This is a genomic window from Arthrobacter sp. AG1021, from assembly GCF_003633665.1.
GTDB classification, from domain to species: domain Bacteria; phylum Actinomycetota; class Actinomycetes; order Actinomycetales; family Micrococcaceae; genus Glutamicibacter; species Glutamicibacter soli.
Map to the genome: position 1 here is coordinate 231,400 of NZ_RBLB01000011.1, position 24,934 is coordinate 256,333.

The window sequence follows — 24,934 nt, forward strand, 5'->3', positions numbered from 1 at the left end:
CCCGGGCCGGCTAGGCCTGGGGTGCGAGCGATTCTTCGTGCAGCGCGCGGGCATCCAGCAGCACCTTGGCTGCCACTTCGAGGCCCTCCACGCGGCCGAGCTCGGTGTCCTCATGCTCGATGTTCACGATCATGTCCGGGTCCACCTCGTGCAGGGCGCGCAGGAATTCGGACCAGAACTCGGTGTCGTGCCCCTTGCCCAGGGCCACGAAGTCCCAGGCGGAGTTCTTGGGCCATTCGTTGGCCCATTCGTCGCCGCCCAAATTGGTGCGCGGCTCGTCCTCGCGCAACTTGCGGAAGCTGTTGTCCAGAACGCCCTGGATAGCCGCATTGGGGTTGATTCGTACGTCCTTTGCCGCAGCGTGCACGACATGGGCGCCCAGGTCCCGCACTACGGCGACCGGGTCCATTTGCTGCCAGAACAGGTGGGATGCATCCAGCTCAACACCGATGTTGCTGGTTCCGGAGCGTTCGATAAGTTCGCGGAAGCTGGCTGGATTGAAGGCGATGTTCTGGGGATGCAGTTCCAGGGCGACCTTGACGCCGTGTTCCACGGCCAAGGCGTCTGTTTCCTTCCAGAAGGCGCTGGCTACCTCGAATTGGTAGTCCAGCTGATCCAGCGCTGCGGAGTTCCAAGCGTTGACCACCCAGCTGGGTTTGGTAGCTCCGGGCTCCCCACCGGGCAGGCCGGACATGGTGACCACGCGGGTCTGGCCGAGTCGGCCGGCAAGGCGAATCGAACGGCGGATGTCTTCTGCGTGCTTGTCGCCGATGATGCGGTTCGGGTGCAGCGGGTTGCCGTTGCAATTCAGGCCGGCAATCTCAACGCCGGTTCCCTCGAAAATAGCCAGGTAGTCATCTCGGGCTGCATCGCTGCTCAGGATCTCGTCCATGGCGGGCACGTGGACGGCTGGCAGGAAGCCTCCGGTGTTCAGTTCGATGCCGGACAATCCCAGGTCTGCGATGACCTTCAGCGCCTCGGGCAACGGACGGTCGTGCAGGATTGCGTTGTAGACGCCAAGTTTCATTTGTGGTCCTTAGGGTGACGGCGCCCCGGAAGGCGTGGAGGGTGCGCGGGCTCCTGTGACCCGCACTACGAAATCATACTAGGTAAGAATGATAGGACAAACAATACTTTTGCAAGGTCTGGGTTGGTTGCCCCAGAGCTGTTGCGGAAAAACCGCGGAATTCCGGGGGTTTTCCATTCAAAGTGACGACACTTGTCAATATGTCAGTACAAACCTTTGACAGGCCAAACTTTTTCGTGCAAAGTGTTATGTGTGCCTCGCCTCACAGTGAATTGGCGGGCTGGACCACATGAACTTCTGGAACGAAAGGACGTCGATCTGCGTGACCTACGACGTACTCACCCTCGGACGCATCAGCGTTGACGTCTACCCCAATGACATCGGAGTCCCCCTGGCCGATGTCACCTCATTCGGCAAATACCTAGGCGGGTCTGCGACCAACGTCGCGGTCGCCGCAGCCCGACACGGACGTGCAGCAGGTGTCATCACCAAGGTTGGCGACGACGACTTCGGAACGTTCCTGGAGCGCGAACTGGACAAGTTCGGCGTCGACCGCACACTGGTTGCTCGTGACGACTCGTTGCAGACGCCGGTGACTTTCTGTGCCATCCAGCCGCCGGAAGACTTCCCGCTGTACTTCTATGGACGCTTCCCCATGGCGCCGGACTGGAACATCGAACCCGACGCACTGGAACTGGACGCTATCCGCGGTGCAGGAATCTTCTGGTCCACCGTTACTGGCTTGAGTCGCGAACCTTCGCGCTCGGCGCAGATCGCGGCCCATGAAGCCCGCCCCGTCGAGGCGCTTTCCGCAGGACAGCACACGATCCTCGACCTGGACTACCGCCCGATGTTCTGGGACTCGGTGGAGCAGGCTCGCGAGCAGGTCGCCCGGGTGCTGCCCTATGCCACGGTTGCGATCGGCAACGACACGGAATGCGCGGTGGCAGTCGGCGAGGGTACGCCAGACGAACAGGCCGACCGGCTGCTGGCTGCGGGAGTGCAGATCGCTGTGGTCAAGCTGGGCCCTGAAGGAGTCATGGCAAAGACCCGAACCGAGCGCATCGTCTCCGCACCCGTGCCGGTGCAGACCGCCAACGGGCTGGGTGCCGGGGACTCCTTCGGGGGAGCCTTCTGCCATGGGCTGCTGGCGGGCTGGCCGTTGGAGCAGGTGCTGGACTTCGCCAACGCGGCTGGCGCCATCGTGGCATCGAAGGTCGCCTGCTCGGACGCGATGCCCACCACTGCTGAAGTCATCTCGCTGCTGGCCGAGCGCGGCCGCACCGTTCCCAACTCGCAGAAGGACTTGGTGTAGATCATGAGCCAGGCATTCGAATCACGGATCGACCGTGAAGACCCGCGCCGCTATGAGTCGCTGACCCGGCAGCGGCTGGAGGATCCGCAGGCTGTGCAACGCGCGGCGGACCGGCGTCTGCGCCACACCGGCGCCAAGCTCGGTGTGCAGAACTTCATCATCGCCGCCGACCACCCGGCCCGCGGAGCCCTGTCGGTAGGCAGCCGCCGCATGGCCATGGCCGATCGCCGCGAGCTGCTGGACCGGCTGCAGATCGCGCTGGAAAACCCTGCCTGCGACGGCGTGCTGGCCTCCCCTGACATCTTAGACGACTTGCTGCTGCTGGGAGCCCTGGATGGGAAACTGGTGTTCGGCTCGATGAACCGCGGTGGACTGACGGGGCTTGTCAACGAGCTGGACGACCGTTTCACCGGCCACACTGCTTCGGCCTTGGCTGCGATCGGCGCCGACGGAGGCAAGATGCTCACCCGCATCAGCTACGAGGACACCGACACCGTCGCAACCCTGGAAGCCACCGCCCATGCGGTTTCAGACTTGGCCACCCACGGGTTGGTAGCCATGGTGGAGCCGTTTATCTCGCGCCGCATCGAGGGCAGGGTCTCCAATGACCTGAGCCCCGATGCCGTCATCAAGTCCATGGGAATAGCCTCCAGCCTGGGCGAATCCAGCGCCTACACATGGCTGAAAATCCCAGTTGTCGCGGAGATGGACAGGGTGATGTCCTCCACCACGCTGCCCACGGTCCTGCTGGGCGGTGACCCTGCCGGTAGCCCAGAGGAGGTATTCGCCAGCTGGCGCGACGCCCTGGCCCAGCCCGGAGTCCAAGGCCTCACCGTTGGCCGCACACTGCTGTATCCGGCGGACGGGGATGTAGCCGGAGCCGTGGCCACCGCCGCATCGCTGCTGAACCACACCCCCGCCACGGCGGATATCGAACCTTCCGTCATCGCACCTGCCGGAAACTAAGGAGAAAACGAACACGATGACTACCCGCAGAATGACCGTCGCTCAGGCGGTTGTGGAGTTCCTGGGCCGCCAGTACACCGTCGACACCGTCGCCGGGGAGCGGTACCGCGAACGCCTGATTCCGGGCATGTTCGGAATCTTCGGGCACGGCAACGTGGCCGGCGTTGGCCAGGCACTGAAGCAGTGGCAGGCCAAGGACGCTTCACTGATGCCCTACTACCAGGGGCGCAATGAACAAGCGCAGTCCCATCAGGCTGTTGCCTACGCACGGCACACCCGGCGCCGAGCCACCTACGCGGTGTCCACTTCCATCGGCCCGGGCTCCTCAAACCTTCTCACTGGTGCGGCGCTTGCCACGGCGAACCGTCTGCCGGTGCTCCTGTTGCCTTCGGATACTTTCGCCACCCGTGCCGCGGACCCGGTGCTCCAGCAACTCGAAATGCCCCATGGCTACGACATCACGGTCAACGACGCATTCCGCCCGCTGTCCAAGTATTTCGACCGTGTCAACCGGCCGGAGCAGCTGGCCAGCGCACTCCACCACGGGCTGAGAGTACTCACCGACCCAGCGGAAACCGGTGCGGTGACCATTTCCCTGCCGCAGGACGTGCAGGCCGAGGCATTCGACTTCCCCGAGGAATTCTTCGCCGAACGCGAGTGGAGGATCCGTCGCCCCGCGCCGGAATCGGAAGATGTTGCCCAGGCCGCGCACATGATCCGCGAGGCAAAGCGTCCGCTGATCGTGGCCGGAGGCGGTGTGCTTTACGCATTCGCCACCGACGAGCTCGCTGCCTTCTGCGAGGCCACCGGCATCCCGGTGGGTAACACACAGGCCGGCGTGGGCGTGCTCCCATGGGATTCCAAGTACTCGCTGGGCGCCATCGGCTCCACCGGCACCACTGCCGCCAACGCCTTGGCCGCCGAGGCGGACCTGGTGATCGGCATCGGCACTCGCTACGAGGACTTCACCACCGCTAGCCGCACTGCGTTCCAGAACCCTGACGTGAAGTTCGTGAACATCAACGTAGCGGCGTTGGACGCCTACAAGCATGCCACCGTGCTGCCGGTCGTGGCCGATGCGCGTAAGGCGTTGGTCGCCCTGCGCGAGGAGCTGAGCGGCTACCGCGTGGAGGGGGCCCTGGAAGTGGCGACCGCACAAGAGAAAAAGCGCTGGGACGCCACCGTGGATGCAGCCTTCGCCGAGCGATTCAGCCCGCTGGTCAGCCAGAACTCGATCATCGGCGCAGTCAACGGGGCCATGGACCCACGCGATGTGGTGGTCTGCGCTGCCGGTTCGCTTCCGGGCGATCTGCACAAGATGTGGAGGGTCTCGGATCCCTTCGGATATCACGTGGAATACGGCTTCTCCTGCATGGGCTACGAGATCGCCGGCGGCCTGGGGCTGAAGCGTGCGGTGCTCGACGAGGCCGCGCGCGGCGCGGCGGAGAACCGCGACGTGGTCGTCATGGTCGGCGACGGGTCCTACCTGATGATGCACACCGAGCTGGTCACCGCAGTGGCCGAGGGCATCAAGCTGATTACGGTGCTGATCCAGAACCACGGTTACGCTTCCATCGGCTCGCTATCCGAATCGCTGGGCTCCCAGCGCTTCGGCACCAAGTACCGCAAGCTGGATGCGGGCGCACATTCCTTTGACGAAGGCGAGACGCTGCCCATCGACCTGGCGGCCAACGCCGAGTCGCTGGGCGTCAAGGTCATCCGCATCGCACCGGGACACAACGCCATCGACGACTTGGCCGCTGCGGTGGCCGAGGCCAAGGCAGCCCCGGAAGGATCGGGGCCGATCCTCATCCACATTGAATCGGACCTCTACGCCGATGCCCCGTCGAGCGAATCCTGGTGGGACGTTCCGGTATCGGAAGTCGCAGAACTGGATTCCACGCTCAAGGCTCGAGAAGTCTACGAGAGCCACAAGGCCCGCCAGAAGCCGTACCTGGGCTAAGCAACAATTCTTGAATTAAGGAAAGAACAACACACCATGAGCGCAATCGCCACCGAAGTCACCGAAATCCTCCATTTCATCAACGGCAAAGCCACAGCTGGCGCCGGCACTGAAACCCACCCGGTCTACAACCCGGCCACTGGCGAGGTCACCGGCCAGCTTCGCTTGGCCAGCCCAGCCGACCTGGATGAAACCGTGGCCGCTGCCGTGGCCGCCGCCGCATCCTGGTCCGAGACCTCGCTGGTCAAGCGAACCAAGATCCTCTTCCGCTTCCAGCAGCTGCTGACCGAACACACCGACGAGCTGGCCCGCATCGTCACCAGCGAGCACGGCAAGGTGCTCTCGGACGCCGCAGGCGAAATAGGCCGCGGCATCGAGGTTGTCGAATTCGCCTGCGGCATCTCGCAGGCGCTCAAGGGCGAATTCTCCGACCAGGTCTCGGGCGGAATCGACGTGTTCTCCTTCCGGCAGCCGCTGGGCGTCGTCGCAGGCATCACCCCGTTCAACTTCCCGATCATGGTGCCGCTGTGGATGGCTCCGGTGGCCATTGCCACCGGCAACGCCTTCATCCTCAAGCCCTCTGAACGCGACCCGTCCGCGGCACTGCTGATCGCGGAGCTGTTCAAGCAGGCAGGCCTGCCGGACGGCGTATTCCAGGTGCTGCACGGCGGCAAGGAAACCGTGGACGGGCTGCTGACCCACCCGGACGTAGACGGCATCTCCTTCGTGGGCTCCACCCCGATCGCGAAGTACGTACACGAGACCGCCACCAAGCACGGCAAGCGCGTCCAGGCACTGGGCGGCGCGAAGAACCATGCGGTCATCATGCCGGATGCGGACATGGAACTGGCCGCGGACCACATCAACGCCGCGGCCTTCGGCTCCGCGGGCCAGCGCTGCATGGCGATCTCCGTGGCGGTGGCCGTGGGCGATGCCGCCGACGCGCTGGTGGACAAGTTGGCCGAACGCGGCCGCGGCGTGAACGTCTCCCACGGTTTCGACGAAAAGGCCGACATGGGCCCGGTCATCACCCCGGCCTCCAAGTCGCGTCTGCAGAAGATCGTCAGCGAGGCAGAAGAAGCCGGCGCCGCGCTGATTCTTGACGGGCGCGACCTGGTGGTCAAGGACCACGAGAACGGATTCTTCGTCGGTCCGACCATCCTGGACAAGGTCAGCCGCGAGATGAGCGCCTACACCGAGGAAATCTTCGGCCCGGTGCTGGTGGTGCTGCGGGTGGCTTCGCTGGAAGAAGCAATCGAAGTGGTCAACGCGAACCCGTACGGCAATGGCACCGCGATCTTCACATCCTCCGGCGCCCACGCCCGCACCTACACCCGCCGCATCCACGTGGGCATGGTCGGAGTGAACATCCCGCTCCCGGTTCCGGTGGCCTGGCACTCCTTCGGAGGCTGGAAGGACTCGCTGTTCGGCGAGCACCACATCTACGGTCCGGACGGCGTGCGCTTCTACACCCGCGGCAAGGCCGTCACCCAGCGCTGGCCCGAACCTGCGCAGGCATCTACCGCAAGCTTCAATTTCCCGTCCAACTAACGTCGTACGCCGGGTCGCCCCGGCAGCTTGAATGAAGAGAAAAGACCCATGTCACAGAACAACATCACCATCGGCACGGCCCCGGATTCATGGGGCGTCTGGTTCGCCGACGACGCGAAGCAGACCCCCTGGCAGCGTTTTCTTGATGAAGTAGTCGAGGCTGGATACCGGACCATCGAACTCGGCCCCTACGGCTACCTGCCGGCAGACCCTGCAAAGCTGGCCGACGAGCTGGCCCAGCGCAACCTGAAGGTCAGCGCCGGGACCGTCTTCACCGCATTCCACCGCGGCGTGGATGGTTCGGCCGGCGCCTGGGACGAAGCTTGGGAACCGGCCCGCAAGGTCGCCGAGCTGACTGCTGCAGTGGGCGGTGAAAACATCGTGGTCATTCCGGCGATGTGGCGCGACGACGTGACCGGGCAGGCCATTGAATCCGGTGTTCTGGACGATGCGGCCTGGGAGGCGCTGGCGGCCGGGCACGACCGCCTAGGCAGGATTCTGGCCGAGGACTTCGGGTTGAAACAGCAGTTCCACTCGCACGCGGACTCCCACGTCTGCGGGCAGCCGGATATTGAGAAGTTCTTGGCGCTGACTAACCCGGAGTACACGAATCTGTGTTTGGATACCGGCCATGCAGAGTACGGCGGGGCCTCCAGTCTCGAGCTCATCCGCAAGTACCCGGAGCGCATCGGCTACCTGCACCTGAAGCAGGTCGACCCAGTAGTGCTGGAGCGGGTGCGGGCCGAGGACATGACATGGGCCGCCGCCAACTTGGCCGGCGTCATGTGCGAGCCCCCGGCTGGCATTCCGGACCTGGAGCTGCTGCTGCGCGAGGTGGAAGCGCTGGGCAGGCCGATCTACGGCATTGTCGAGCAGGACATGTACCCGGTGGCCGATTTCTCGGTTCCGCTGCCCATCGCCACCCGAACCCGCCAATACCTGCTTAGCTGCGGCTCGCGGACCCGCGTCTAGAACCCTTGGAAAGGCCTACGCCATGAACGTTACTACTGCGGGAACCGTTCCCGCCGCACGACAGGAAACCACACAGAAGGGACACGCCGTGGCACAGACGCTGCGTATTGCCGTGGTCGGAGCCGGCCGAATGGGCACGGACCACATCCAGCGGCTCCACCGCCGTATTACCGGGGCGGCAGTGACCGCAGTGGTGGACATCGATCTGGACCGGGTGAACGCCGCCATCGAGGGCATCCCGGGCGCCACCGGATATAGCGACCTGAACCAGGCGCTGGATTCGGGTGAGGTGGACGCGGTCCTGTTGGCCACGCCAGGATTCCTGCACAAGGATGCGCTGCTGGCAATCCTCCAGCGTGACCTTCCGGTACTCTGCGAAAAGCCGCTGACCATGGACGCTGCCACCTCATGGGAGGTCGTGCAGGCCGAGGCCGCGCTGGGCAGCAAACGCATCCAGGTCGGCTTTATGCGCCGCTTCGACAAGGAATACATCCAGTTGCGCAACCTCGTGGCCGGCGGCGAGCTGGGTGAGCTGTTAATGCTGCACCATCAGCACCGCAACCCCGACATTCCACCGGGTTTCACCAGCGAAAACATGATCGCAGACTCCGTGGTCCACGAATTCGACGCGATCCGCTTCTTCACCGGCGAGGAAATCACCTCGGTCCAGGTGCGCACCGGCAAGAAGACCCGCACCAACGACGGCAAGCTGGCCGACCCGCAGCACGTGCTGATTGAAACCGAATCCGGTGTGCTCGCCGACGTGGAGATCTTCGTGCAGGCCAAGTTCGGCTACCAGGTGGCCACCGAAGCCTCCTTCGAAGAAGGCATCGTGAACATCGGCGGAGACTCCGGGGCCTATATCCGCAGCGCAGGACGCTGGGGTGGCAACGTCACTCCGGGATTCGAAGAACGATTTATTGCGGCATATGACACCGAAGTCCAAGCGTGGGTTGATGCCTCGCTGCGCGGTGAAATCGCTGGACCAAGCGCGTGGGACGGCTATGCCGCCGCAGCTTGCTGCGAGGCGGGTGTTGAAGCGCTGCACAGCGGTGCCAAGATTGACGTAAAACTCCAGAACAAGCCCGAGCTCTACGCCTAAGAGGACGAATCCATGAAAATTGCATTGGATCCCACCCCGTTCCACCACAGCCACTCGCTGTTGGAATTTCCCAAGCTGGCTCGGGATTTGGGGTACGACTATCTGCAGATCACTCCGCACAAGGACTTCCTGCCGTTCTTTTCACATCCCAAGGCCGACGACGAACTGGTGGCCAAGCTGGCCGCTGAATGCAAGAAGCACGGTGTCGAGATCGCGTCAGTGCTGCCTGTGCTCAAGTGGTCCTCCCCGGATCCGGTCATCCGCGAAGCCTCGGTGCGCTACTGGAAGCGCGCCGTGCAGATTACCGTCGACCTGGGTGTCACCCAGATGAATACGGAGTTCTCCGGACGCCCTGAACAACCGGAGGAATCCGAAGCTGCCTTCTACCGCTCCATGGAGGAACTGGTACCGCTGATCGAGCGCGAAGGTGTCCACGTGGCCATCGACCCGCATCCGGACGATTTCGTCGAAGAAGGCCTGGCCGGATGGCGGATGATCCGCGGGATCAATTCCCCGAACTTCGGGTTCGCATATGTAGCCGCGCACACCTTCCATATGAAGGACGAGCCGCTGGAAATCATGCAGGCGGCGGGAGACCGCCTGCGCGTGGTCCACGTTGCCGACACCCTGAACCACAACGCCTCGCACGGCCTGCGGTACATCACCAACCCGCCGGGCAACGCGGTGCGCGTGCACCAGCACCTGCGCATCGGCGATGGTGATGTGAACTGGGACGAATTCTTCGGCGGCCTGGCCTCCAACGGATTCCTGGACCGGGAAGAGACCGTCATGGCGACCTGCGTATTCGCAGAAAACGAGCGCGCGGCCGAGGTTGCGCGCTACCAAATGGACACGATGAAGCAGTACATCCAGAAGGTCGGCGTGCTGTCGTAACCGGAATCCATCCTGCGCAAAAGCACCGAAGAGCATGGCTTTTCGGTGCTTTTGCGCTGCCCTGGCGCAATCATTGACGGGGAGAAAAAGAAGTTAACTTTGTCGTTACTAGCCTTGCCCGGTTGATCTTAATGACGTAATGTCATAACAAATGAACTTGTGATTGCAGTCACCTTATGGTGGCCCGCGGCAAAGGAGCGCATGTTGGCATCGAAAACTAAGGGCAGCCATTATCAGCTGCCCCCGCTGACCAAGGGGCCGCACTCGCGGCGTCTGGGAATCATCGCCTACGTGGCAACCTTCGGCGGCCTGCTCTTCGGCTACGATACCGGCGTGATCAACGGCGCCCTGGAGCCGCTGCGCCGCGAGCTGCAGATCAACGCCACCACCGAAGGTTTTGTTGTCAGCATCCTGATCCTCGGCGCCGCAGTCGGCGCACTGCTCGGCGGCCGGCTGGCCGACAAGGCAGGCCGGCGCAAAACCATCTTGTACCTGGCCATCGTCTTCGTCGTCGGAACCGTTTTGTGTTCGCTGGCCCCGACGTGGCAGCTTCTTGCGCTGGGCCGTTTCATCCTCGGTTTGGCCGTGGGCGGGGCCTCGGCCATTGTCCCGGTCTACCTGGCCGAGATCGCGCCGCAGGAACAGCGTGGCTCGCTGGTGACCCGCAATGAGGTCATGATTGTTTCCGGCCAGTTCGCCGCCTTCGTGATCAACGCGGTGATCTACCAGATCTGGGGCCACCATGACTTCATCTGGCGCTACATGCTCATTGTGGCGGTGCTCCCGGCGATCGCTCTGCTGGTCGGCATGATCTTCCTGCCGGAATCACCGCGATGGCTGATCTCCCAGGGCAAGCACAAGCACGCGCTGATGGTTCTTGAACAGGTCCGTGACAAGGAACGTGCCGCAGCTGAAATCGCGGAAGTCGAGCATCTGGCGCAGGAAGAGGAGAAAACCCAGACTGCGGGCTGGTCCGACCTGGCTGTGCCGTGGGTGCGCCGACTGGTCATCATCGGAGCCCTGGTCGGTGTGTTCTCCCAGTTCTCGGGTATCAACGCGGTCATGTACTACGGTTCGCAGTTGCTGCAGAACGCAGGCTTCTCTGCAGACGCAGCCATCGTCTTCAACACCCTCAACGGCTTCTTCTCGGTTTCCGGCGTGCTGATCTGCATCTTCCTGATCAACAAGATCTCCCGCCGCAAGATGATCATCACCGGCTTCGTGCTGACCACCACCTTCCATCTGCTGATCGCGCTGACTGCAACGCTCATGCCGGAAGGCGATGCGAAGATGTGGATGATCCTGGTCTTCGTTCTATGCTTCGTCATCTCCATGCAGGGCGCTATCGGCCCGCTGTCTTGGCTGATCCTCTCGGAGCTCTTTCCTCTGAAAATCCGCACCTTTGCCACCGGCACCGCGGTGACCGCGTTGTGGCTGGCTAACGCGGTAGTCGCCTTCGTCTTCCCGCCGATGATCGCAGGGCTCGGCATCGCCGGCACGTTCTACTGCTTCTTCGCGGTGGGCATCGTGGCAGTCATCGTGTTGTACAAGGAACTTCCCGAGACCGGGAACAAATCTCTGGAGCAGTTCGAAGAGGAATTCCAAACCGGTTTCATCGAAAAAGTGAAGGGATAACCCGTGAGCATCATCGCTGCAGTCGCAGAAAGCAGGGAAGGCGAACTTGCCCTGCACGCGGGGATCGAGGAAGCGCGCACCCGGCGCGAGGACCTGATTATCTTCAACCTTGGCCTCACTCCGATCAAGCCCGCAGATGTTCCCACCGACATCTCCTGGCGGGCCATCGAACGCGAAGGCCGTGCGGACCGGGATCCGGTCGACGCGCTGCTCGAGGAAATATCCGAAAACCGGACGGTGACCCGCGTGGTCATCGGCCTGCGCAAACGTTCACCCATGGGCAAGGCCCTCTTGGGGAGCCTGAGCCAGCGCATCCTGCTGAATTCCCCCGTGCCGGTCCTTGCGGTCCGGCCGCAGACCTAAAACTAGTAAACCAACCGCATTCCGCGGTGCACTCAACAAGGAGCAGAAATGAAGGAATCCCTCGGCGTCGCCGTCATCGGTGCAGGCATGGCCGGCAAGGCCCACGCTGCGGCCTACCGCGCCGCCAGTACCCTGTACAGCCCGACCCTGCCGGAGATCCGTTTGGTGTCCATCGGCGATGTCAACGCCGAATTCGGCCAGGCCGCCGCGGATCGTTTCGGTTACGAGCGCCATGATTCCAGCTGGCGGGCTATTGCCGAGGCCGATGACATCGACGTGGTGTCCGTGGTGATCGCGAACTCCATGCACCGCGAGGTCGTCGAGGGCCTGTTGGCCGCCGGGAAGCACGTTTTGTGCGAAAAGCCCTTGTCGGACACCCTGGAGGACGCCCGCGCCATGGCGCAGGCCGCTGACGAGGCCGAAGCCCGCGGCGTGCTGGGCCGCATCGGTTTCACCTTCCACCGCACCCCGGGCCTGGCTGCGATCCGCAACCTGATCCAGGACGGCACGCTGGGCAAGGTGCTGCATTTTTCCGGCCGCTACTGGACCGACTACGGCTGCGATGCACAGGCTCCGATGAGCTGGCGCTACAAGGGCGGCGCCGGATCCGGTGCGCTGGCCGACGTTGGAAGCCACCTGACCTATGTCTCCGAATTCCTCTGCGGCCCGATCCGGTCGGTATCCGGCGGCCTGCTGGACACCGTTATTACCGAGCGTCCGCTGCCGCTTGGCGCTGTGCTGGGGCACGATCACGCCGAGGTCTCCGACGTGACCGAACCAGTAGAGAACGACGACGTGGCTTCTTTCGGTGTCCGCTTCGAACAGGGCATCGGCACCCTGCAGGTGTCCCGCGTGGCCGCGGGACACGCCAATGCGTTGATCGTTGAGGTCTTCTGCGAAAACGGCGCTGCGGTGTTCGACCAGTCTCGGCCATCCGAGATTCAGCTGTACCTGCACGGCGAATCAGACCGTACCAACGGCTACCGCCGCATCATCCTGGGCCCAGAGCACCCGTACCTGCGCGGCGGCCTGGCCATGGACGCCCCGATGGTCGGATTCGGCCAGAACGACGCCTTCGGCTACCAGGCTCGGGCATTTCTCGAAGAAGTCGCAGGGCTTTCCGTAGAGCGGTCGCTGCCACGTTGCGCCACCTTCGCGGACGGCGTGCGCAACATGGAAATCCTCGACGCGGTGGCGGCTTCGGCGCAGTCTTCCGGAGCTGCAGTGCAGATCGCCGACTCCTCGCTGCAGGAAGCCTAGACGGGGAACCACGTTTTCCCGGGCTCCGCAGTCCCGAAAGGGCTGCGGGGCCCGGTCTTTCAGGCGCCCGGCGCGCTGCTGCGGACGACCAGCTGGGGCGGGTGCTTGACCGTGCGCACCTTCGACGCGGGGTTCGTTGCCAGGCCCATGGCGGAGGCGGCCAGTGCGTTGACGTCCTGGCGGGAGGTAGTGAGGTCTGCAAACGCCAGGCGGGCGAACTCGCTGTCGTCAAAACCCGTCAGCGCCACATCCTGTGGGATGCACAGCCCGCGGGAAAGCAGCGTCTGACGGGCACCGAGGGCGCTGCGGTCGTTGAATGCGAGCACCGCGGTAGGCATCTGGGTGGGGTCGCAATGTTCCAGATAATCACCCAGCGCCTGGGCGGCGACCTGTTCGCAAGGACCCGAGAGTACCTGTTCTCCGTGCAGTTGCCCGTTGCTGCCCTCGATCGCCCTGTTGAAGGCCGCGGCGCGTTGCCGAGCGGCCACCGCGGCGCCGCCGTTCAGGTGCAGCAGCCTGGTATGCCCGGCGGAGGCCAGATGGCTGACAAGCTGTTCAATGCCGGCAGCTTCGTCGGTGAGCACCGAGGGAATGCCGGAGTAGTTTCGCAGCAGGCTGACCACCGGAACCTGCGAGGCTAGCTGCGCCATGGCTGCTGGCGGCAGTGAGCTGGAAACCGCGATGATCCCCTCGACCCCCGCATCGATGAGCGTGTCCATGGTGCGCTGCTCATCCCGCCGCTCCGAAGTTGCGCCTAAAATCAACTCATAACCTTTGTTTTCCGCTTCGACATAAAGGGCGTCGGCGAGTTCCGCATGTAGCGGTTCGCCCAGCATCAGGGTCAGCCCCAATGTCCGGCTGCGGTGGCTGCGCAGCGAGCGTGCGCGCGAATCCGGTCGGTAGCCCATCGCCGCGGCTGCATCTTTGACCTTCTGCCGCGAGGCTTCGCTGGCTCCTTCGGCATTGCGCATCACGATTGACGCCAGCGCCACTGAGACGCCGGCTTTGCTAGCGACGTCCGCGAGGGTCGGGCGCTTCTGGGATGGCTTGGTTTCGGTCACCGCAAAACTTTCTTCTAGAACGTTCTAGACGTGTGCTCTCCAGTGTGCCATGCTTTGTATCGACACATCAATTAGAACGTTCTAGGAGGCTACGTTGAGCTACGAAAATATCCCGTCCGAGCGGCCCGAGGCGCTGCGGATCGCCGTGATTGGCACCGGATGGATTGGGGCCTTCCACGCCCGCAGTCTGGCCGACCATATTCCGGGCGCTCAGCTGTATGCCGTAGCGGATCCGGCCGAGGGCCGAGCGGCGGCCCTTGCAGCAGAAGTCGGCTGCCCGCGGGCAACGCAGCGCATCGAGGACGTCTTTGAAGACGAACAAGTTGACGCCGTGGTGATCGGAGCGCCTTCTGCGTTCCACGCGCAGCTCATCACCCAGGCTGCGCGGGCCGGAAAACACGTCTTCTGCGAAAAACCGACAGCGCATGCCGTCAAGGATCTGGATGCGGCGCTGGAGGAGGTCGAGCGAGCGCAGGTAGTTTTTCAGGTCGGTTTCAACCGACGGTTCTCCGCGGATTTCGCCTACGCCGGGGAGCAGGTGCGTGCCGGAGCCATTGGGCGTGTTCAGCTGTTGCGTTCGGTGACCCGCGACCCGGCCGTCGCCGGGGGACTGCCCAACGCCGGTGCCATCCGTAGCCACGTCATCTTCACCGAAACCCTGATCCACGATTTCGATGCACTGAATTGGCTTAATCCGGGCGCCCAGGCCGTTGAAGTGCATACGGTCGCCGCTGCGCTGGTCGCCCCGGAACACAAGGACTCCGGATTGCTGGATACCGCGGTCGTCACCGTTCGCTACGACAATGGGGCCATCGCCATTGCGGAGGCAAGTTTCTCCGCCAGCTACGGGTACGACGTGCGCGGCGAGGTCTTCGGCAGCGGAGGGATGCTCCAAGCCGGCGGGCCTGCCCACCAATCCGCGATATTGTTCGACGCGCAGGGTGCGCAGGCGGAAACTTCTCGACTGAACATCGACTTGTTCGCCGACGCCTACCGCAAGCAGCTGGACGTTTTTGTGCTCAAGGTGCGCGGCACCCGGCAGGGAACCGCGCACGCGGCGCTGGAGGTGCCCGGAGGATCCGACGCGCGCGCAGCTCTGCGGATTGCGCTCGCGGCCCTGGAATCCCACGAATCCGGCCTACCGGTACGCTTGGATGCCGCGTCGCGCCTGGCGGTGGCCGGATGACCCGGAAGCTGGCCGTCTGCGCAGAGATGGTATTCACCGAACTTCCCCTCGACCAGCGGGCCGCTGCCTTGCATGAAGCCGGCTTCGAGGTTGAGCTGTGGGACACCGAAGGCAAGGACCTGGCGGCGCTGGAACGCAGTGGAGCGCGTTTCGGCTCCATGAGCGGGTACAGCGACGGAAGCCTGTGCGATCCCGAGACCGCCCATCGCGTGGTGGAGTCCGCTCGCGAGCTGATCCCGACCGCTCACCGGCTGGGCATCAGCCGGTTGGTGGTGCACCCCGCTCAACTGGTCAACGGGCAGGCCGCGGTGCCGCGCTACCGCAGCACCGGAGACATGTGGCTGACTGCTGCGAAAACCCTGGAGGAGCTGGGCAAGTTGGGGGAGGAACACGACGTCGGTTTCCTTCTCGAGAACCTGAACACCATTGTGGACCATCCTGGAATCCCGCTGGCCCGGGCCAAGGACACCTTGGCCCTGGTGGAATCAGTGGGGCATCCACGGGTGAAGATGATGTTGGATCTCTATCACGCGCAGATTGGCGAAGGCAATCTGATAGCGCTGCTGGAACGCGCGTTGCCGCATATCGGGGAGGTGCAGGTGGCTGACGTTCCCGGACGCTGCGAGCCGGGCACCGGGGAGATTAATTACCGTTCGGTTGCCTCGGCATTATCACGCCTGGGCTACGAAGGCCCAGTGGGCCTCGAAGCCTATGCCAGTGGGGACAGCCTTCAGGCAATACAAGCCTTCCGCGCCGCCTTTGAGCCGTGGGCTGGCATGCTCTAGAAGAAAACCGAAGTATGGCGATGGCCGGGACCGCGAGAGCGATCCCGGCCATCGCCGTAATTCCAGTACTTGCCAGGCTAAGAGCCGAAGGGAAGTCGTGGATCCATCTGCTGCTCGTCCCAAGTCTGCCGGACCCAGCCATGATGCGGGTCGTCGCTGATCAGCCAGTCGCGCACGCGGCCAGGGCCTGCCATTACGTTCAAGTAGTACAAATCGTAGCCAGGAGCGGCCATCGCTGGGCCGTGCCAGCCATAGGGAACCAGCACCACGTCGCCAGTGCGAACTTCGGTATTCACGTCGATGGGGCGCTCGTCGGAGGCGTACACGCGGGCGTAGCCGATGGGGTCGGTGGCCGCAGGCGTCGGCATACCGGCAGCCAGTTGCGTTTCGAAGTAGTAGATCTCCTCCAGCGAGGTCTCGCCCTCCTTCTCCTCATCGTGCTTGTGCGGAGGATAGGAAGACCAATTGCCGGCGGGAGTGATGACCTCGCAGACGATGAAGCGATCGGCTTCAAGCGCTGCGGGGGTACCGAAATTGTGCACCTGGCGCGAACAGTTGCCCGCGCCGCGCAACTCGACCGGGGTCTGCTCGGAGGTGATCAGCCGGGTTGGGTACTGCTGTTTCGCGGGCGCCAAAGCTACTGCCACGCGGCCGCCTCCGGCCGAGGCCAGCGTCAGGGTGGTGTCGATCCCGGTGTAGAGCACGTCTGCGGGCCCGGCGAATACCGAACTGCGACCCGAGAGCTGGTATTCCCGACCGTCAACCGTCGCAGTGAAAGATCCCCCGGAAAGCGGAACAACGATACGTTCCTCGGCGGCGGCGTCCATTTCGAGAACCTGTCCCGGGGATAGCTCTGCGACTTTGAGCCCAGTATGGGCCCAGCCCTCAACGGACATGGTTGAATCATGGGCTCCGAGCGAAACGCTCCAGTCGCCGTCGGCTGCGGAGCCGGCGGGGTAAATCCAATCGGTCATGCATCGTTCCTTTCAGGAGCGGTGCGTAAACGCCTAGCGTTGCACCAAGGTCATTTCAAAGCTGTAGGAATCAGCCCTGTATACGTGGGAACCGGTTTCGACATTGCGTCCGGTGTCATCCACGGCGGTACGCTGCATGGTGACCAGGGCGGAGCCCTTGTCGGTATCCAGCGCTTCGGCCTGCGACTTGTCGGCGATGGTGGCACCAATACGTTGCTGGGCCAGACGGAAGTTCACACCTGCGCTGCGCAGCAGCTCATAGAGGCCATGCTCGCGCAGCGATTCCTCGCTGAGCTCTACGATGTCGTCGCGGACCCAGTTTTCCATCAGCGCCAGCGGGCTGCCTCCAGCTGAACGCAGTCGGGTGAAGTGGTAAACCGAAACGTCCTTGGGAAGTGCCAGCAATTCCTGGATTTCGGCCGGGGCCTGCGTGTGTTCGAAGCTCAGCAGGGTCGTGGAAGGCTTCTTGCCAGCCCGTTCGAGGTCGTCGTTCAGGCTAGACAACTCCAGATGACGGCGGATCTGGCTGGAAACGACCTGCGTCCCAACACCACGCTTGCGGACTAGGAGGCCGGACTGGACCAGATCGTCCATGGCCTTGCGGATGGTCGGACGCGAGAGCCGCAGGCGCTGGGCAAGCTCGATTTCGTTTTCAAGGCGGGAGCCGGATTCCAGCGATCCGTCGTGAATGGCCTTTTCAATCCCCTGCACTACCTGGTGGTACAGGGGAATCGGTGAAGATCGATCGATCTTGATGCTCAGTGGTGCGCTCACGGTTAACTCCCTTGCCTGGCGACCTTGCCGTCAAATGTCGCTTTGACAGGACAAATATATCCGAAAGTTCGCCAATTGGGCATCCGGGTGGTGGGAATCTGCTGAAAATCGGCGCTTTTCAGCCTCTCGAGGCCACTCGAATCCTTGGTGCATGGGGTTTCAAGGGTGGCTGGCTGAATGCTGAAAATAGCCTTCGACATGGCTCGTTGGACAGGAAGGTCTACTTGTCCAATTGTCCTGACAAAAAACTTTGGGATTTTTATTGATTAACTCGACAAAGCGCTCATAAGGTCTGTGTGGAACGGTCCAATTTTGGTCGAAGGATGCATCTAGGCGATGCGCCCCGGGAAGCCCGGCAGAGCAGCAGGAGTGAAAATGACAGAGCAGAAAAGCATTGGTGTCGGTCTGATTTCGGTGGGGTGGATGGGGAAACTCCACGCCCGCGCCTATACCTCGGTTCCATACGTTTATCCGGAACTGGGCATCATTCCGCGACTGGTGATTGCCGCGGATGCCGAGCAGTCCCGGGTGAACTTCGCGATCTCAGTCCTGGGGTTCGAGCGGGGAACCAAGGACTACCGCGAGGTGCTCAACGACCCTGAAGTTGATGTCGTGTCCATTTGTGCGCCGAACTTCCTCCATGCCGAGATGGCTGTGGCGGCGGCCGAAGCAGGCAAGCACTTCTGGATCGAAAAGCCGGCCGGTCGAAGCCTTGCTGAGACCGCCGCGATCCAAGCGGCTGTCGAGCGGAACGGAGTGGAAACCTCCATCGGGTTCAACTACCGGCATGCCCCTGCCATCGAGCACGTGCGCCAGCTGGTGGTCGATGGGCGGTTGGGCGAAATCACCAACGTTCGGGCAAGCTTCTTGGCGGGTTATGCGGCGGAGCCGAACGGCGCATTGTCGTGGCGGTTCGAACGGAAGCTCGCTGGCAGCGGGGTGCTGGCTGACCTCTTCAGTCACGCGGTAGACCTCTGCCAGTACACGGTTGGGGCGATCAGCGAGGTCACCGCGGCGACCAGCATCATGTTTGAAGCCCGCCCGAAGCTATCGATGGGGCGCGGCACGCATTTCGACGTGATCGAGGGAGGCGAGCTGGGTGCGGTTGAGAACGAAGACTACGCAGCCGCGCTGGTCCAGTTCGCCGGGCCGGACCGGGCGCTCAAGACGGTGGGCACCATTGAAGCGTCGCGTGTCGCGGTGGGCCCCGAGTGTGGGTACCGGCTGGAAATCTACGGTACCGAGGGGTCGGTGAAGTGGGATTTCGAGCGCATGAACGAGCTCCAGGTGGTGCTCGGGCGTGCCAACGAAGAGCAGGGATATACCACCACCGTTGCCTCGCCAAAATACGGCGACTATGCGCGTTTTCAGCCTGGTCCCGGCAATGCCATGGGGTTTGATGATCTCAAGATCATCGAGGCCAAGAAATTTCTCGCGGCCGTGGCCGGCGGGGCGGAGCTGAATTCCAATATTCATGACGCGGTAGCCGCGGCCGCCGTGGTGGAGGCCGCCGAGCAGTCAGCGCAGACTAGGTCCTGGCATTCGGTGGAACAGCAAGTCGGCGCCACGTGCGCCCGGTAGGGCGGCGCCATGGCTGAGTCGTTGCGCCGTCGACCCACCATCCGCGACGTCGCCAGTCATGCGGGTGTCTCCAAGTCGCTGGTTTCGCTGGTGCTGTCGAATCCGGATCGTGTGAGTCCTCAGCGCCGCGAAAAAGTTGAAGCATCCATTCGGGCTCTGGGTTACCAGCCAAATCTCGCTGCTCGCTCGCTGGCCTCGGAGAACCCTCGGGTGATCGGAGTCGTGCTTGGCGAGCTTCACAACCCATGGGTTCTTGAAGTCGCCGAAGTCGTCCGGGACGAGCTGCAGGAAACGGGATTCGATGTCTTGTTCAGCGCCGCCCCGGCCCACGAAGGAAGGGGTGTGGAAGCATCGTCTTTTCAGGCATTGCGCGACTTGCGGGTGAGTGGCTTCCTGGTGGTGGGAACCGTTGACGAGAGTTCTGGATTCGAGGTTGTCCTGGATGGCGCGCAGGCGGTGTTCATCGGCAGCGGCCGGGCTACCCAGGGTTCTATAGGCGTCGTCGAAGTGGACGACGCGCAGGGTATTGCGCGGGTTGTGGAGCATCTGGTGGCCGCCGGGTTTTCCCGCATTGCTCATGTATCCGGCGGTTCCGGTTCGGTGTCCGGCAACAGGGAATCGGCCTACCATCGTGCAATGGGACAGCATGGGCTGCAGGGGCATGCGCGAGTGCTTGAGGCAGGGCCAACATTGGAAGCCGGCCGGAAGGCCGTGGCGGACATGCTGTTGGTGGGGCCGGTCCCGGAAGCGCTGATCTGCTTCAACGATCTTGTGGCGCTCGGAGCGTTGCAGGCCTTGGATGAAGCTGCGCAACAGGTCGCGGTCACCGGGTACGACAACATCGCGCTGTCGGGCATGTCTCGGATTTCTCTGACGAGCGTGGACCCTGACACCGATGAATTGGGCAGATGCGGCGCACGCTTGCTGCTGCGTATGCTCCGTGCGCCCGATGGCCAGTTTTCTCGACGGATCCTGGTTTCGCCTGAGTTGGTTGTGCGTGAATCGTCCCGTCGGAGGCGTCCTGCGCCGTGACCGGGCGAGCTCGGTGTTGCCCAAATTAAGCGAATTTCTCGTAAGAACATCCTTATGTCTTTACAAAGTATTGACGGATCGACATTCTTGGCGCAGACTTTAGGGGACCTGTGATTCACATCACGAGCATTTTTGAGTAGGCGGCATGATCCAGGGGATGACGGAACCTGCCGACGGTTACCTGAAGGGAACAGGACTATGGGAATGACAACTTGGCGGAAAGCGGCGCTTGCGCTCGCGATTGTTCCGACCCTCGGACTGGCCGCTTGCTCGGGCCAGGGTGGTCGCGAGCCGGTAGCTAGCGGGGCGGAAGGTGGCGGGCAGGTTGCTTCTACTGATCGCATAAAGATTGCCGTGATCACCCACGCTCCTCCAGGGGACACCTTCTGGGACATCATCCGCAAGGGTGCAGAAGAAGCTGCGGCGAAGGACAATGTCGAACTGCAGTATCTTGGCGACCCCGACGGCGGACGCCAGTCGCAGCTCATCGAGCAGGCAGTGGACCAAGGTGTCGATGGCATTGCCGTCACTCTGGCCAAGCCGGACGCGATGGCCGGCGCTTTGAAGAAGGCTACCGACGCAGGCATTCCGATCGTCAGCCTTAATGCGGGCGAAGACCGTTTCAAGGACCTTGGCGCCTTTGCCCACTTCGGTTCTGACGAACAGCTTGCTGGGGAAGCCGCCGGCGAAAAGTTGAAGTCAGAAGGCATCAAGAAGCCGATCTGCGTGATCCAGGACCAGGGGCACGTTGGTCTTGAAGCCCGCTGCGCCGGCGTCAAGAAGGTCGTTCCGGCTACGGAGGTACTTTACGTCCAGGGAACCGACATGACCCAAGTGGAATCGACCTCCACGGCCAAGCTGCAGGCTGATGCCGAAGCCGACGCCATCATCGGTCTGGGAGCGCCGATCACTATGACACTGCTCAAGGCAAAGACCACCGCCAATTCGGACGTCAACGTGGTCTCCTTTGACATGAACCCGCAGCTGGTCACCGAAATCCAGGAAGGCAATGTGCTGTTCACCGTAGACCAGCAGCCATGGCTGCAAGGCTACATGGCCGTCGACTCGCTGTGGCAGAACCACCGGGGAGGATTCACCATCGGCGGCGGCCAAGCCACCTTGACCGGCCCAACCATTGTCGACAAGGAAGTCGCGGACCGTATTTCCACCTTTGCCCAGGAAGGCATCCGCTAAGCACGTCCACTCGATCCTGCGCCGCCAAATCCGGCATCGAGTTAGCGGCGCAGGAACACCGGACCAGGAGAAAACACCATGACACTCACAACAGCTTCCACCTCTCGTAAAACCTCGGCACAACCAGGAGATGAACGCGTCGCCAAGAAAAGCGCGCTGTCAGTCCTGCTGGGTCGTCCGGAAATCGGCGCCCTTGTCGGTGCCGTCGCACTTTTCATCTTTTTCGCCATCGTCGCACCTGTCTTTCTGGCACCGGCCTCCATGGCAACCGTCCTGTACGGCGCTTCGACCATCGGCATCATGGCTGTGGGCGTCTCCCTGCTGATGATCGGCGGAGAGTTCGACCTGTCCACCGGTGTCGCAGTGATTTCCTCCGCCTTGAGCGCCTCGCTGCTTTCCTGGTACTTCGGTTTGAACGTTTGGGTCGGAGTGGTGTTGGCCCTGGTCGTCTCATTGTTGATCGGCTTCATCAACGGAATCATTCTGATCAAGACCAAGCTTCCTTCGTTCATCGTGACGCTCGCCAGCTTCCTCATGCTGACTGGCTTGAATTTGGGCCTGACTCGCGCAATCGGCGGCTCGGTCTCATCGCCATCGATCGCCAACATGGATGGTTTCCAAAGCGCGAAGGCAGTTTTCGCCTCATCCGTGAATATTGCGGGAATCGACGTGAAGGTCACCGTTTTCATCTGGCTGATCATGGTCGTCATCGCCTCCTGGATCCTGCTTCGCACGAAGGTGGGCAACTGGATTTTCGCCATCGGCGGCGATGAAAAGGCCGCCCGCGCGGTCGGTGTGCCTGTAGTACGCACCAAGATCGGACTGTTCATGGCAGTCGGCTTCTGCGGCTGGGTCCTGGGCATGCACAACCTGTTCGCCTTCGACACTGTCCAATCCGGCGAAGGCATCGGCAACGAATTCCTCTACATTATCGCCGCGGTGATCGGCGGCTGCCTGCTGACCGGCGGCTACGGCTCAGCCATCGGCGGCGCCATCGGCGCCTTCATCTTCGGCATGGCCAACAAGGGCATTGTCTACGCCGAATGGAACCCGGACTGGTTCAAGTTCTTCCTGGGCCTGATGCTCCTGCTGGCCACGGTAGTGAACATCGTGGTGAAGAAGCGCGCGGAATCCAGCAAGTAGCGAAAAGGAAAAAGGACTATGAAATCTCGACTCACCAACGAGCAGCTGCTTGAGAAGCTGGAACCAAAGACCAGCGACAATCTTCTGACCTTGAAAAACGTGGGCAAGCACTACGGAAGCATCATCGCCCTGCGGGGCGTGGATATGCAGGTCGACCCGGGGAAAGTCACCTGCGTGCTGGGTGACAACGGTGCGGGCAAGTCCACGCTGATCAAAATCATCGCTGGCCTGCATCAGCATGACGAAGGCGAATTTACGCTGCACGGCTCGAACATCAAGTTGAAGAGCCCCCGCGTGGCTCTGGACGCCGGCATCGCCGCGGTTTACCAGGACTTGGCCGTCGTCCCGCTGATGCCCATCTGGCGCAACTTTTTCCTGGGCTCTGAGCTGACCACGGGTGTTGGTCCGTTCAAGAAGCTGGACGTGAAGAAAATGAAGGAGATCGCCAAGAAGGAATTGCTCGACATGGGTATCGACTTGCGCGACGTGGAGCAGCCCATCGGCCAGCTATCTGGCGGCGAGAGGCAGTGCGTAGCCATTGCCCGTGCGGTGTATTTCGGCGCCAAGGTGCTGATTCTGGATGAGCCCACGGCGGCATTGGGTGTGAAGCAGTCTGGTGTCGTGCTGCGGTATATCCTGCAGGCGCGCGACCGCGGGCTGGGGGTCATCTTCATTACGCACAATCCGCATCATGCCTATCCAGTGGGGGATTCATTCCTCCTGCTCAAACGTGGACGCTCCATCGGCTACTACTCCAAAGCGGATATCACCGTTGAGGAGCTCACCGCCCAGATGGCCGGCGGCGCCGAGCTGGCCGAGCTGGCTCACGAGCTGGAGCAAATCGGCGGCCACAAGGAAGAGCTGGCTGAAGCTGAAGCCGGCGCTGCCGCCGGAACGTCGTCGTAGCTCCGATTATCTGAGGACTTCATCCCCGGAGCACGGGAAATTCATCCCGTGCTCCGGGGATTTTGCCGTGCGGGTCAGGTATTGCGGGCATCTTCGCTGCGGGCACTGGTGCCGCGAACCAGCAGCGAGGGTTCGATCGAGATGGACTGCAATGGTGCCGACGGATCTTCCAATCGAGCCAAGGCCGCCTGCGCGGAACGCAGCCCGAGCTCGCGGGCATGGATGTCCACGGTGCTCAACGCCATCCCGGGTACCAAGCTGGAAGATGAATTGTCGTAGCCGACCACCGAAAGCTCCGAAGGAACATGTATCCCGTAATGGGCGGCGGCGTCCAGCACGCCCAAGGCGCTCTGGTCGTTGTGCGCGAAAACGGCAGTAGGTCGTTGCGATGAACGCAGGGCTTCCCCGATGTCGACGGCGGCCTGCGTGCGTGCGTAGGACGAAGCGATGATCCAGGGTTCAAGGCCTGACGTTTGCATGGCCGTGCGATAGCCGGTGCCGCGTTCGCGGTAGCCGTCCGACTGCGGGTTGGCCAGGAATGCGATTCGGCGGTGCCCCAACTCGATGAGGTGGTTGGTCGCCAAAGCGGCGCCGGTCAAGTTATTGGCGTAGACGTTATCCGTGCCCGGAGCGATTCTGGCCGTGCTGACCATGGGGGTTACAGCGGCGTAACCTGACAGCGCGGCGTCCGGAAGCAGTAGTCCGGCCGCAACGACCAGATCTACGCGCGATTGCACCAGCGTGTCGAGGGCTGCAGTGTCGCGCTGGCCGTCGATGCTGCCGATGGCGAGGATCAGCTGCTTGGCACTTTCGCCGAACCCCTCGCGCAGTCCGTCGAAGATGTCTGCAAACAGGTCGTTGTGCAGATCCGAGAGGAAAACCCCGATGGAATTCTGGGATTTGCTGGCTAGGGAAGCTGCGATGCGGTTCGGCTGGTAGTTCAGGTCGCGGCCGGCCTGGAATATGCGTTCCCGGGTCTTCGCGTTGACTCCGGGAGCATTTCGGTAGGCCAGGGACACCAGCGCACGAGAGACTCCGGCCGCACGTGCGACGTCTTCCATGGTCACCGACTTCACGGCAGATCCCTTTCCTGAAAATTTTCTTCGGTAGGCGGCCGGTCGGCCCCCACAGCACCTAGCTTATGGGAAGTGTGGCACCTCCGGGGCTGCTGAGCGTCTCGAAACGAATCTTAATAGCCATTCTGACTTGGCGAAACAATGTCGGCGAATATGTTCTGACAAACCTATTGA

General features: G+C 62.5%; 22 protein-coding genes. 17 read left to right on the plus strand and 5 right to left on the minus strand.

Features of this window, described 5'->3' with window-relative positions; genetic code table 11:
* Positions 1-10: 10 nt before the first annotated feature.
* A complete protein-coding gene (locus tag DFO58_RS16450) occupies positions 11-1,027 on the minus strand; it encodes a sugar phosphate isomerase/epimerase (RefSeq protein ID WP_053799132.1) in 1,017 nt (338 codons plus the stop codon).
* Between the two features lie 322 nt (positions 1,028-1,349).
* On the opposite strand from DFO58_RS16450, the gene iolC reads away from it, so the two are divergent.
* The 10 genes from iolC to DFO58_RS16500 all read left to right on the plus strand — a co-directional run bounded on the left by iolC (position 1,350) and on the right by DFO58_RS16500 (position 13,048).
* Entirely contained in the window at positions 1,350-2,342 is a 993-nt protein-coding gene (gene iolC, locus DFO58_RS16455; protein ID WP_120991795.1) for a 5-dehydro-2-deoxygluconokinase, read from the plus strand.
* Positions 2,343-2,345: 3 nt separating this feature from the next.
* Complete coding sequence (locus tag DFO58_RS16460) at positions 2,346-3,308, plus strand: deoxyribose-phosphate aldolase (RefSeq protein ID WP_120991720.1); 963 nt, start codon at positions 2,346-2,348, stop codon at positions 3,306-3,308.
* Between the two features lie 31 nt (positions 3,309-3,339).
* Complete coding sequence (gene iolD / locus DFO58_RS16465; RefSeq protein ID WP_120991721.1) at positions 3,340-5,271, plus strand: 3D-(3,5/4)-trihydroxycyclohexane-1,2-dione acylhydrolase (decyclizing); 1,932 nt, start codon at positions 3,340-3,342, stop codon at positions 5,269-5,271.
* A 36-nt stretch (positions 5,272-5,307) separates the two neighbouring features.
* Positions 5,308-6,822: a CoA-acylating methylmalonate-semialdehyde dehydrogenase gene (locus DFO58_RS16470; protein WP_120991722.1), complete on the plus strand. Its 1,515-nt coding sequence runs from the start codon at positions 5,308-5,310 to the stop codon at positions 6,820-6,822.
* 48 nt (positions 6,823-6,870) lie between these two features.
* Positions 6,871-7,794 (plus strand): sugar phosphate isomerase/epimerase, encoded by a 924-nt coding sequence (locus tag DFO58_RS16475; RefSeq protein ID WP_120991723.1) that lies wholly within the window; start codon positions 6,871-6,873, stop codon positions 7,792-7,794.
* Positions 7,795-7,882: 88 nt separating this feature from the next.
* Positions 7,883-8,896, plus strand: a complete 1,014-nt coding sequence (locus DFO58_RS16480; protein WP_053799137.1) for a Gfo/Idh/MocA family oxidoreductase — start codon at positions 7,883-7,885, stop codon at positions 8,894-8,896.
* Positions 8,897-8,908: 12 nt separating this feature from the next.
* The gene (locus DFO58_RS16485) at positions 8,909-9,790 is read left to right on the plus strand and encodes a sugar phosphate isomerase/epimerase family protein (RefSeq protein ID WP_120991724.1); all 882 of its coding nucleotides are present in this window, start codon (positions 8,909-8,911) and stop codon (positions 9,788-9,790) included.
* Positions 9,791-9,991: 201 nt separating this feature from the next.
* Positions 9,992-11,425, plus strand: coding sequence for a sugar porter family MFS transporter (locus DFO58_RS16490; RefSeq protein ID WP_120991725.1), 1,434 nt, complete (start codon positions 9,992-9,994; stop codon positions 11,423-11,425).
* A gap of 3 nt (positions 11,426-11,428) precedes the next feature.
* A complete protein-coding gene (locus DFO58_RS16495; protein ID WP_053799140.1) occupies positions 11,429-11,788 on the plus strand; it encodes a universal stress protein in 360 nt (119 codons plus the stop codon).
* A 48-nt stretch (positions 11,789-11,836) separates the two neighbouring features.
* Positions 11,837-13,048 (plus strand): Gfo/Idh/MocA family oxidoreductase, encoded by a 1,212-nt coding sequence (locus tag DFO58_RS16500; protein ID WP_120991726.1) that lies wholly within the window; start codon positions 11,837-11,839, stop codon positions 13,046-13,048.
* Between the two features lie 59 nt (positions 13,049-13,107).
* On the opposite strand, the gene DFO58_RS16505 is transcribed toward DFO58_RS16500, so the two are convergent.
* Positions 13,108-14,109 carry a LacI family DNA-binding transcriptional regulator gene (locus DFO58_RS16505; protein WP_120991727.1) on the minus strand — a complete coding sequence of 334 codons (1,002 nt, stop codon included), beginning with the start codon at positions 14,107-14,109 and terminating at the stop codon, positions 13,108-13,110.
* A gap of 94 nt (positions 14,110-14,203) precedes the next feature.
* On the opposite strand from DFO58_RS16505, the gene DFO58_RS16510 reads away from it, so the two are divergent.
* A complete protein-coding gene (locus tag DFO58_RS16510) occupies positions 14,204-15,295 on the plus strand; it encodes a Gfo/Idh/MocA family oxidoreductase (RefSeq protein WP_120991728.1) in 1,092 nt (363 codons plus the stop codon).
* Positions 15,292-16,080: a TIM barrel protein gene (locus tag DFO58_RS16515; RefSeq protein ID WP_053799144.1), complete on the plus strand. Its 789-nt coding sequence runs from the start codon at positions 15,292-15,294 to the stop codon at positions 16,078-16,080. The genes DFO58_RS16510 and DFO58_RS16515 overlap by 4 nt, the downstream gene beginning before the upstream one ends.
* 77 nt (positions 16,081-16,157) lie before the next feature.
* Here DFO58_RS16515 and iolB read toward each other — a convergent pair whose 3' ends face one another.
* Together iolB and DFO58_RS16525 are read right to left on the minus strand one after the other, a co-directional pair.
* Positions 16,158-17,054: a 5-deoxy-glucuronate isomerase gene (iolB, locus tag DFO58_RS16520; protein WP_120991729.1), complete on the minus strand. Its 897-nt coding sequence runs from the start codon at positions 17,052-17,054 to the stop codon at positions 16,158-16,160.
* A gap of 33 nt (positions 17,055-17,087) precedes the next feature.
* Positions 17,088-17,828 carry a GntR family transcriptional regulator gene (locus DFO58_RS16525; RefSeq protein WP_120991730.1) on the minus strand — a complete coding sequence of 247 codons (741 nt, stop codon included), beginning with the start codon at positions 17,826-17,828 and terminating at the stop codon, positions 17,088-17,090.
* A gap of 375 nt (positions 17,829-18,203) precedes the next feature.
* On the opposite strand from DFO58_RS16525, the gene DFO58_RS16530 reads away from it, so the two are divergent.
* From DFO58_RS16530 to DFO58_RS16550, 5 genes are all read left to right on the plus strand, one after another.
* The gene (locus DFO58_RS16530) at positions 18,204-19,409 is read left to right on the plus strand and encodes a Gfo/Idh/MocA family oxidoreductase (protein WP_120991731.1); all 1,206 of its coding nucleotides are present in this window, start codon (positions 18,204-18,206) and stop codon (positions 19,407-19,409) included.
* Positions 19,410-19,418: 9 nt separating this feature from the next.
* A complete protein-coding gene (locus tag DFO58_RS16535) occupies positions 19,419-20,441 on the plus strand; it encodes a LacI family DNA-binding transcriptional regulator (RefSeq protein ID WP_120991732.1) in 1,023 nt (340 codons plus the stop codon).
* 198 nt (positions 20,442-20,639) lie between these two features.
* Complete coding sequence (locus tag DFO58_RS16540; protein ID WP_120991733.1) at positions 20,640-21,635, plus strand: substrate-binding domain-containing protein; 996 nt, start codon at positions 20,640-20,642, stop codon at positions 21,633-21,635.
* 78 nt (positions 21,636-21,713) lie between these two features.
* Entirely contained in the window at positions 21,714-22,778 is a 1,065-nt protein-coding gene (locus DFO58_RS16545) for an ABC transporter permease (protein WP_053799150.1), read from the plus strand.
* An 18-nt stretch (positions 22,779-22,796) separates the two neighbouring features.
* A complete protein-coding gene (locus DFO58_RS16550) occupies positions 22,797-23,684 on the plus strand; it encodes an ATP-binding cassette domain-containing protein (protein ID WP_053799151.1) in 888 nt (295 codons plus the stop codon).
* Between the two features lie 74 nt (positions 23,685-23,758).
* On the opposite strand, the gene DFO58_RS16555 is transcribed toward DFO58_RS16550, so the two are convergent.
* On the minus strand, positions 23,759-24,760 hold the full coding sequence (locus DFO58_RS16555) for a LacI family DNA-binding transcriptional regulator (RefSeq protein ID WP_286163644.1): 1,002 nt from the start codon (positions 24,758-24,760) through the stop codon (positions 23,759-23,761).
* Between the last annotated feature and the right edge of the window lie 174 nt (positions 24,761-24,934).

Excerpts from the sequence above, each read along its gene's own strand:
- DFO58_RS16540 (WP_120991733.1), top strand. The coding sequence starts at position 20,640 with ATGGGAATGACAACTTGGCGGAAAGCGGCGCTTGCGCTCGCGATTGTT.
- DFO58_RS16460 (WP_120991720.1), top strand. The coding sequence starts at position 2,346 with ATGAGCCAGGCATTCGAATCACGGATCGACCGTGAAGACCCGCGCCGC.
- DFO58_RS16450 (WP_053799132.1), bottom strand. The coding sequence starts at position 1,027 with ATGAAACTTGGCGTCTACAACGCAATCCTGCACGACCGTCCGTTGCCC.
- DFO58_RS16490 (WP_120991725.1), top strand. The coding sequence starts at position 9,992 with ATGTTGGCATCGAAAACTAAGGGCAGCCATTATCAGCTGCCCCCGCTG.
- DFO58_RS16530 (WP_120991731.1), top strand. The coding sequence starts at position 18,204 with ATGACAGAGCAGAAAAGCATTGGTGTCGGTCTGATTTCGGTGGGGTGG.
- DFO58_RS16500 (WP_120991726.1), top strand. The coding sequence starts at position 11,837 with ATGAAGGAATCCCTCGGCGTCGCCGTCATCGGTGCAGGCATGGCCGGC.
- DFO58_RS16485 (WP_120991724.1), top strand. The coding sequence starts at position 8,909 with ATGAAAATTGCATTGGATCCCACCCCGTTCCACCACAGCCACTCGCTG.
- DFO58_RS16535 (WP_120991732.1), top strand. The coding sequence starts at position 19,419 with ATGGCTGAGTCGTTGCGCCGTCGACCCACCATCCGCGACGTCGCCAGT.
- iolD (WP_120991721.1), top strand. The coding sequence starts at position 3,340 with ATGACCGTCGCTCAGGCGGTTGTGGAGTTCCTGGGCCGCCAGTACACC.
- DFO58_RS16545 (WP_053799150.1), top strand. The coding sequence starts at position 21,714 with ATGACACTCACAACAGCTTCCACCTCTCGTAAAACCTCGGCACAACCA.
- DFO58_RS16470 (WP_120991722.1), top strand. The coding sequence starts at position 5,308 with ATGAGCGCAATCGCCACCGAAGTCACCGAAATCCTCCATTTCATCAAC.
- iolB (WP_120991729.1), bottom strand. The coding sequence starts at position 17,054 with ATGACCGATTGGATTTACCCCGCCGGCTCCGCAGCCGACGGCGACTGG.
- DFO58_RS16550 (WP_053799151.1), top strand. The coding sequence starts at position 22,797 with ATGAAATCTCGACTCACCAACGAGCAGCTGCTTGAGAAGCTGGAACCA.
- DFO58_RS16515 (WP_053799144.1), top strand. The coding sequence starts at position 15,292 with ATGACCCGGAAGCTGGCCGTCTGCGCAGAGATGGTATTCACCGAACTT.
- DFO58_RS16475 (WP_120991723.1), top strand. The coding sequence starts at position 6,871 with ATGTCACAGAACAACATCACCATCGGCACGGCCCCGGATTCATGGGGC.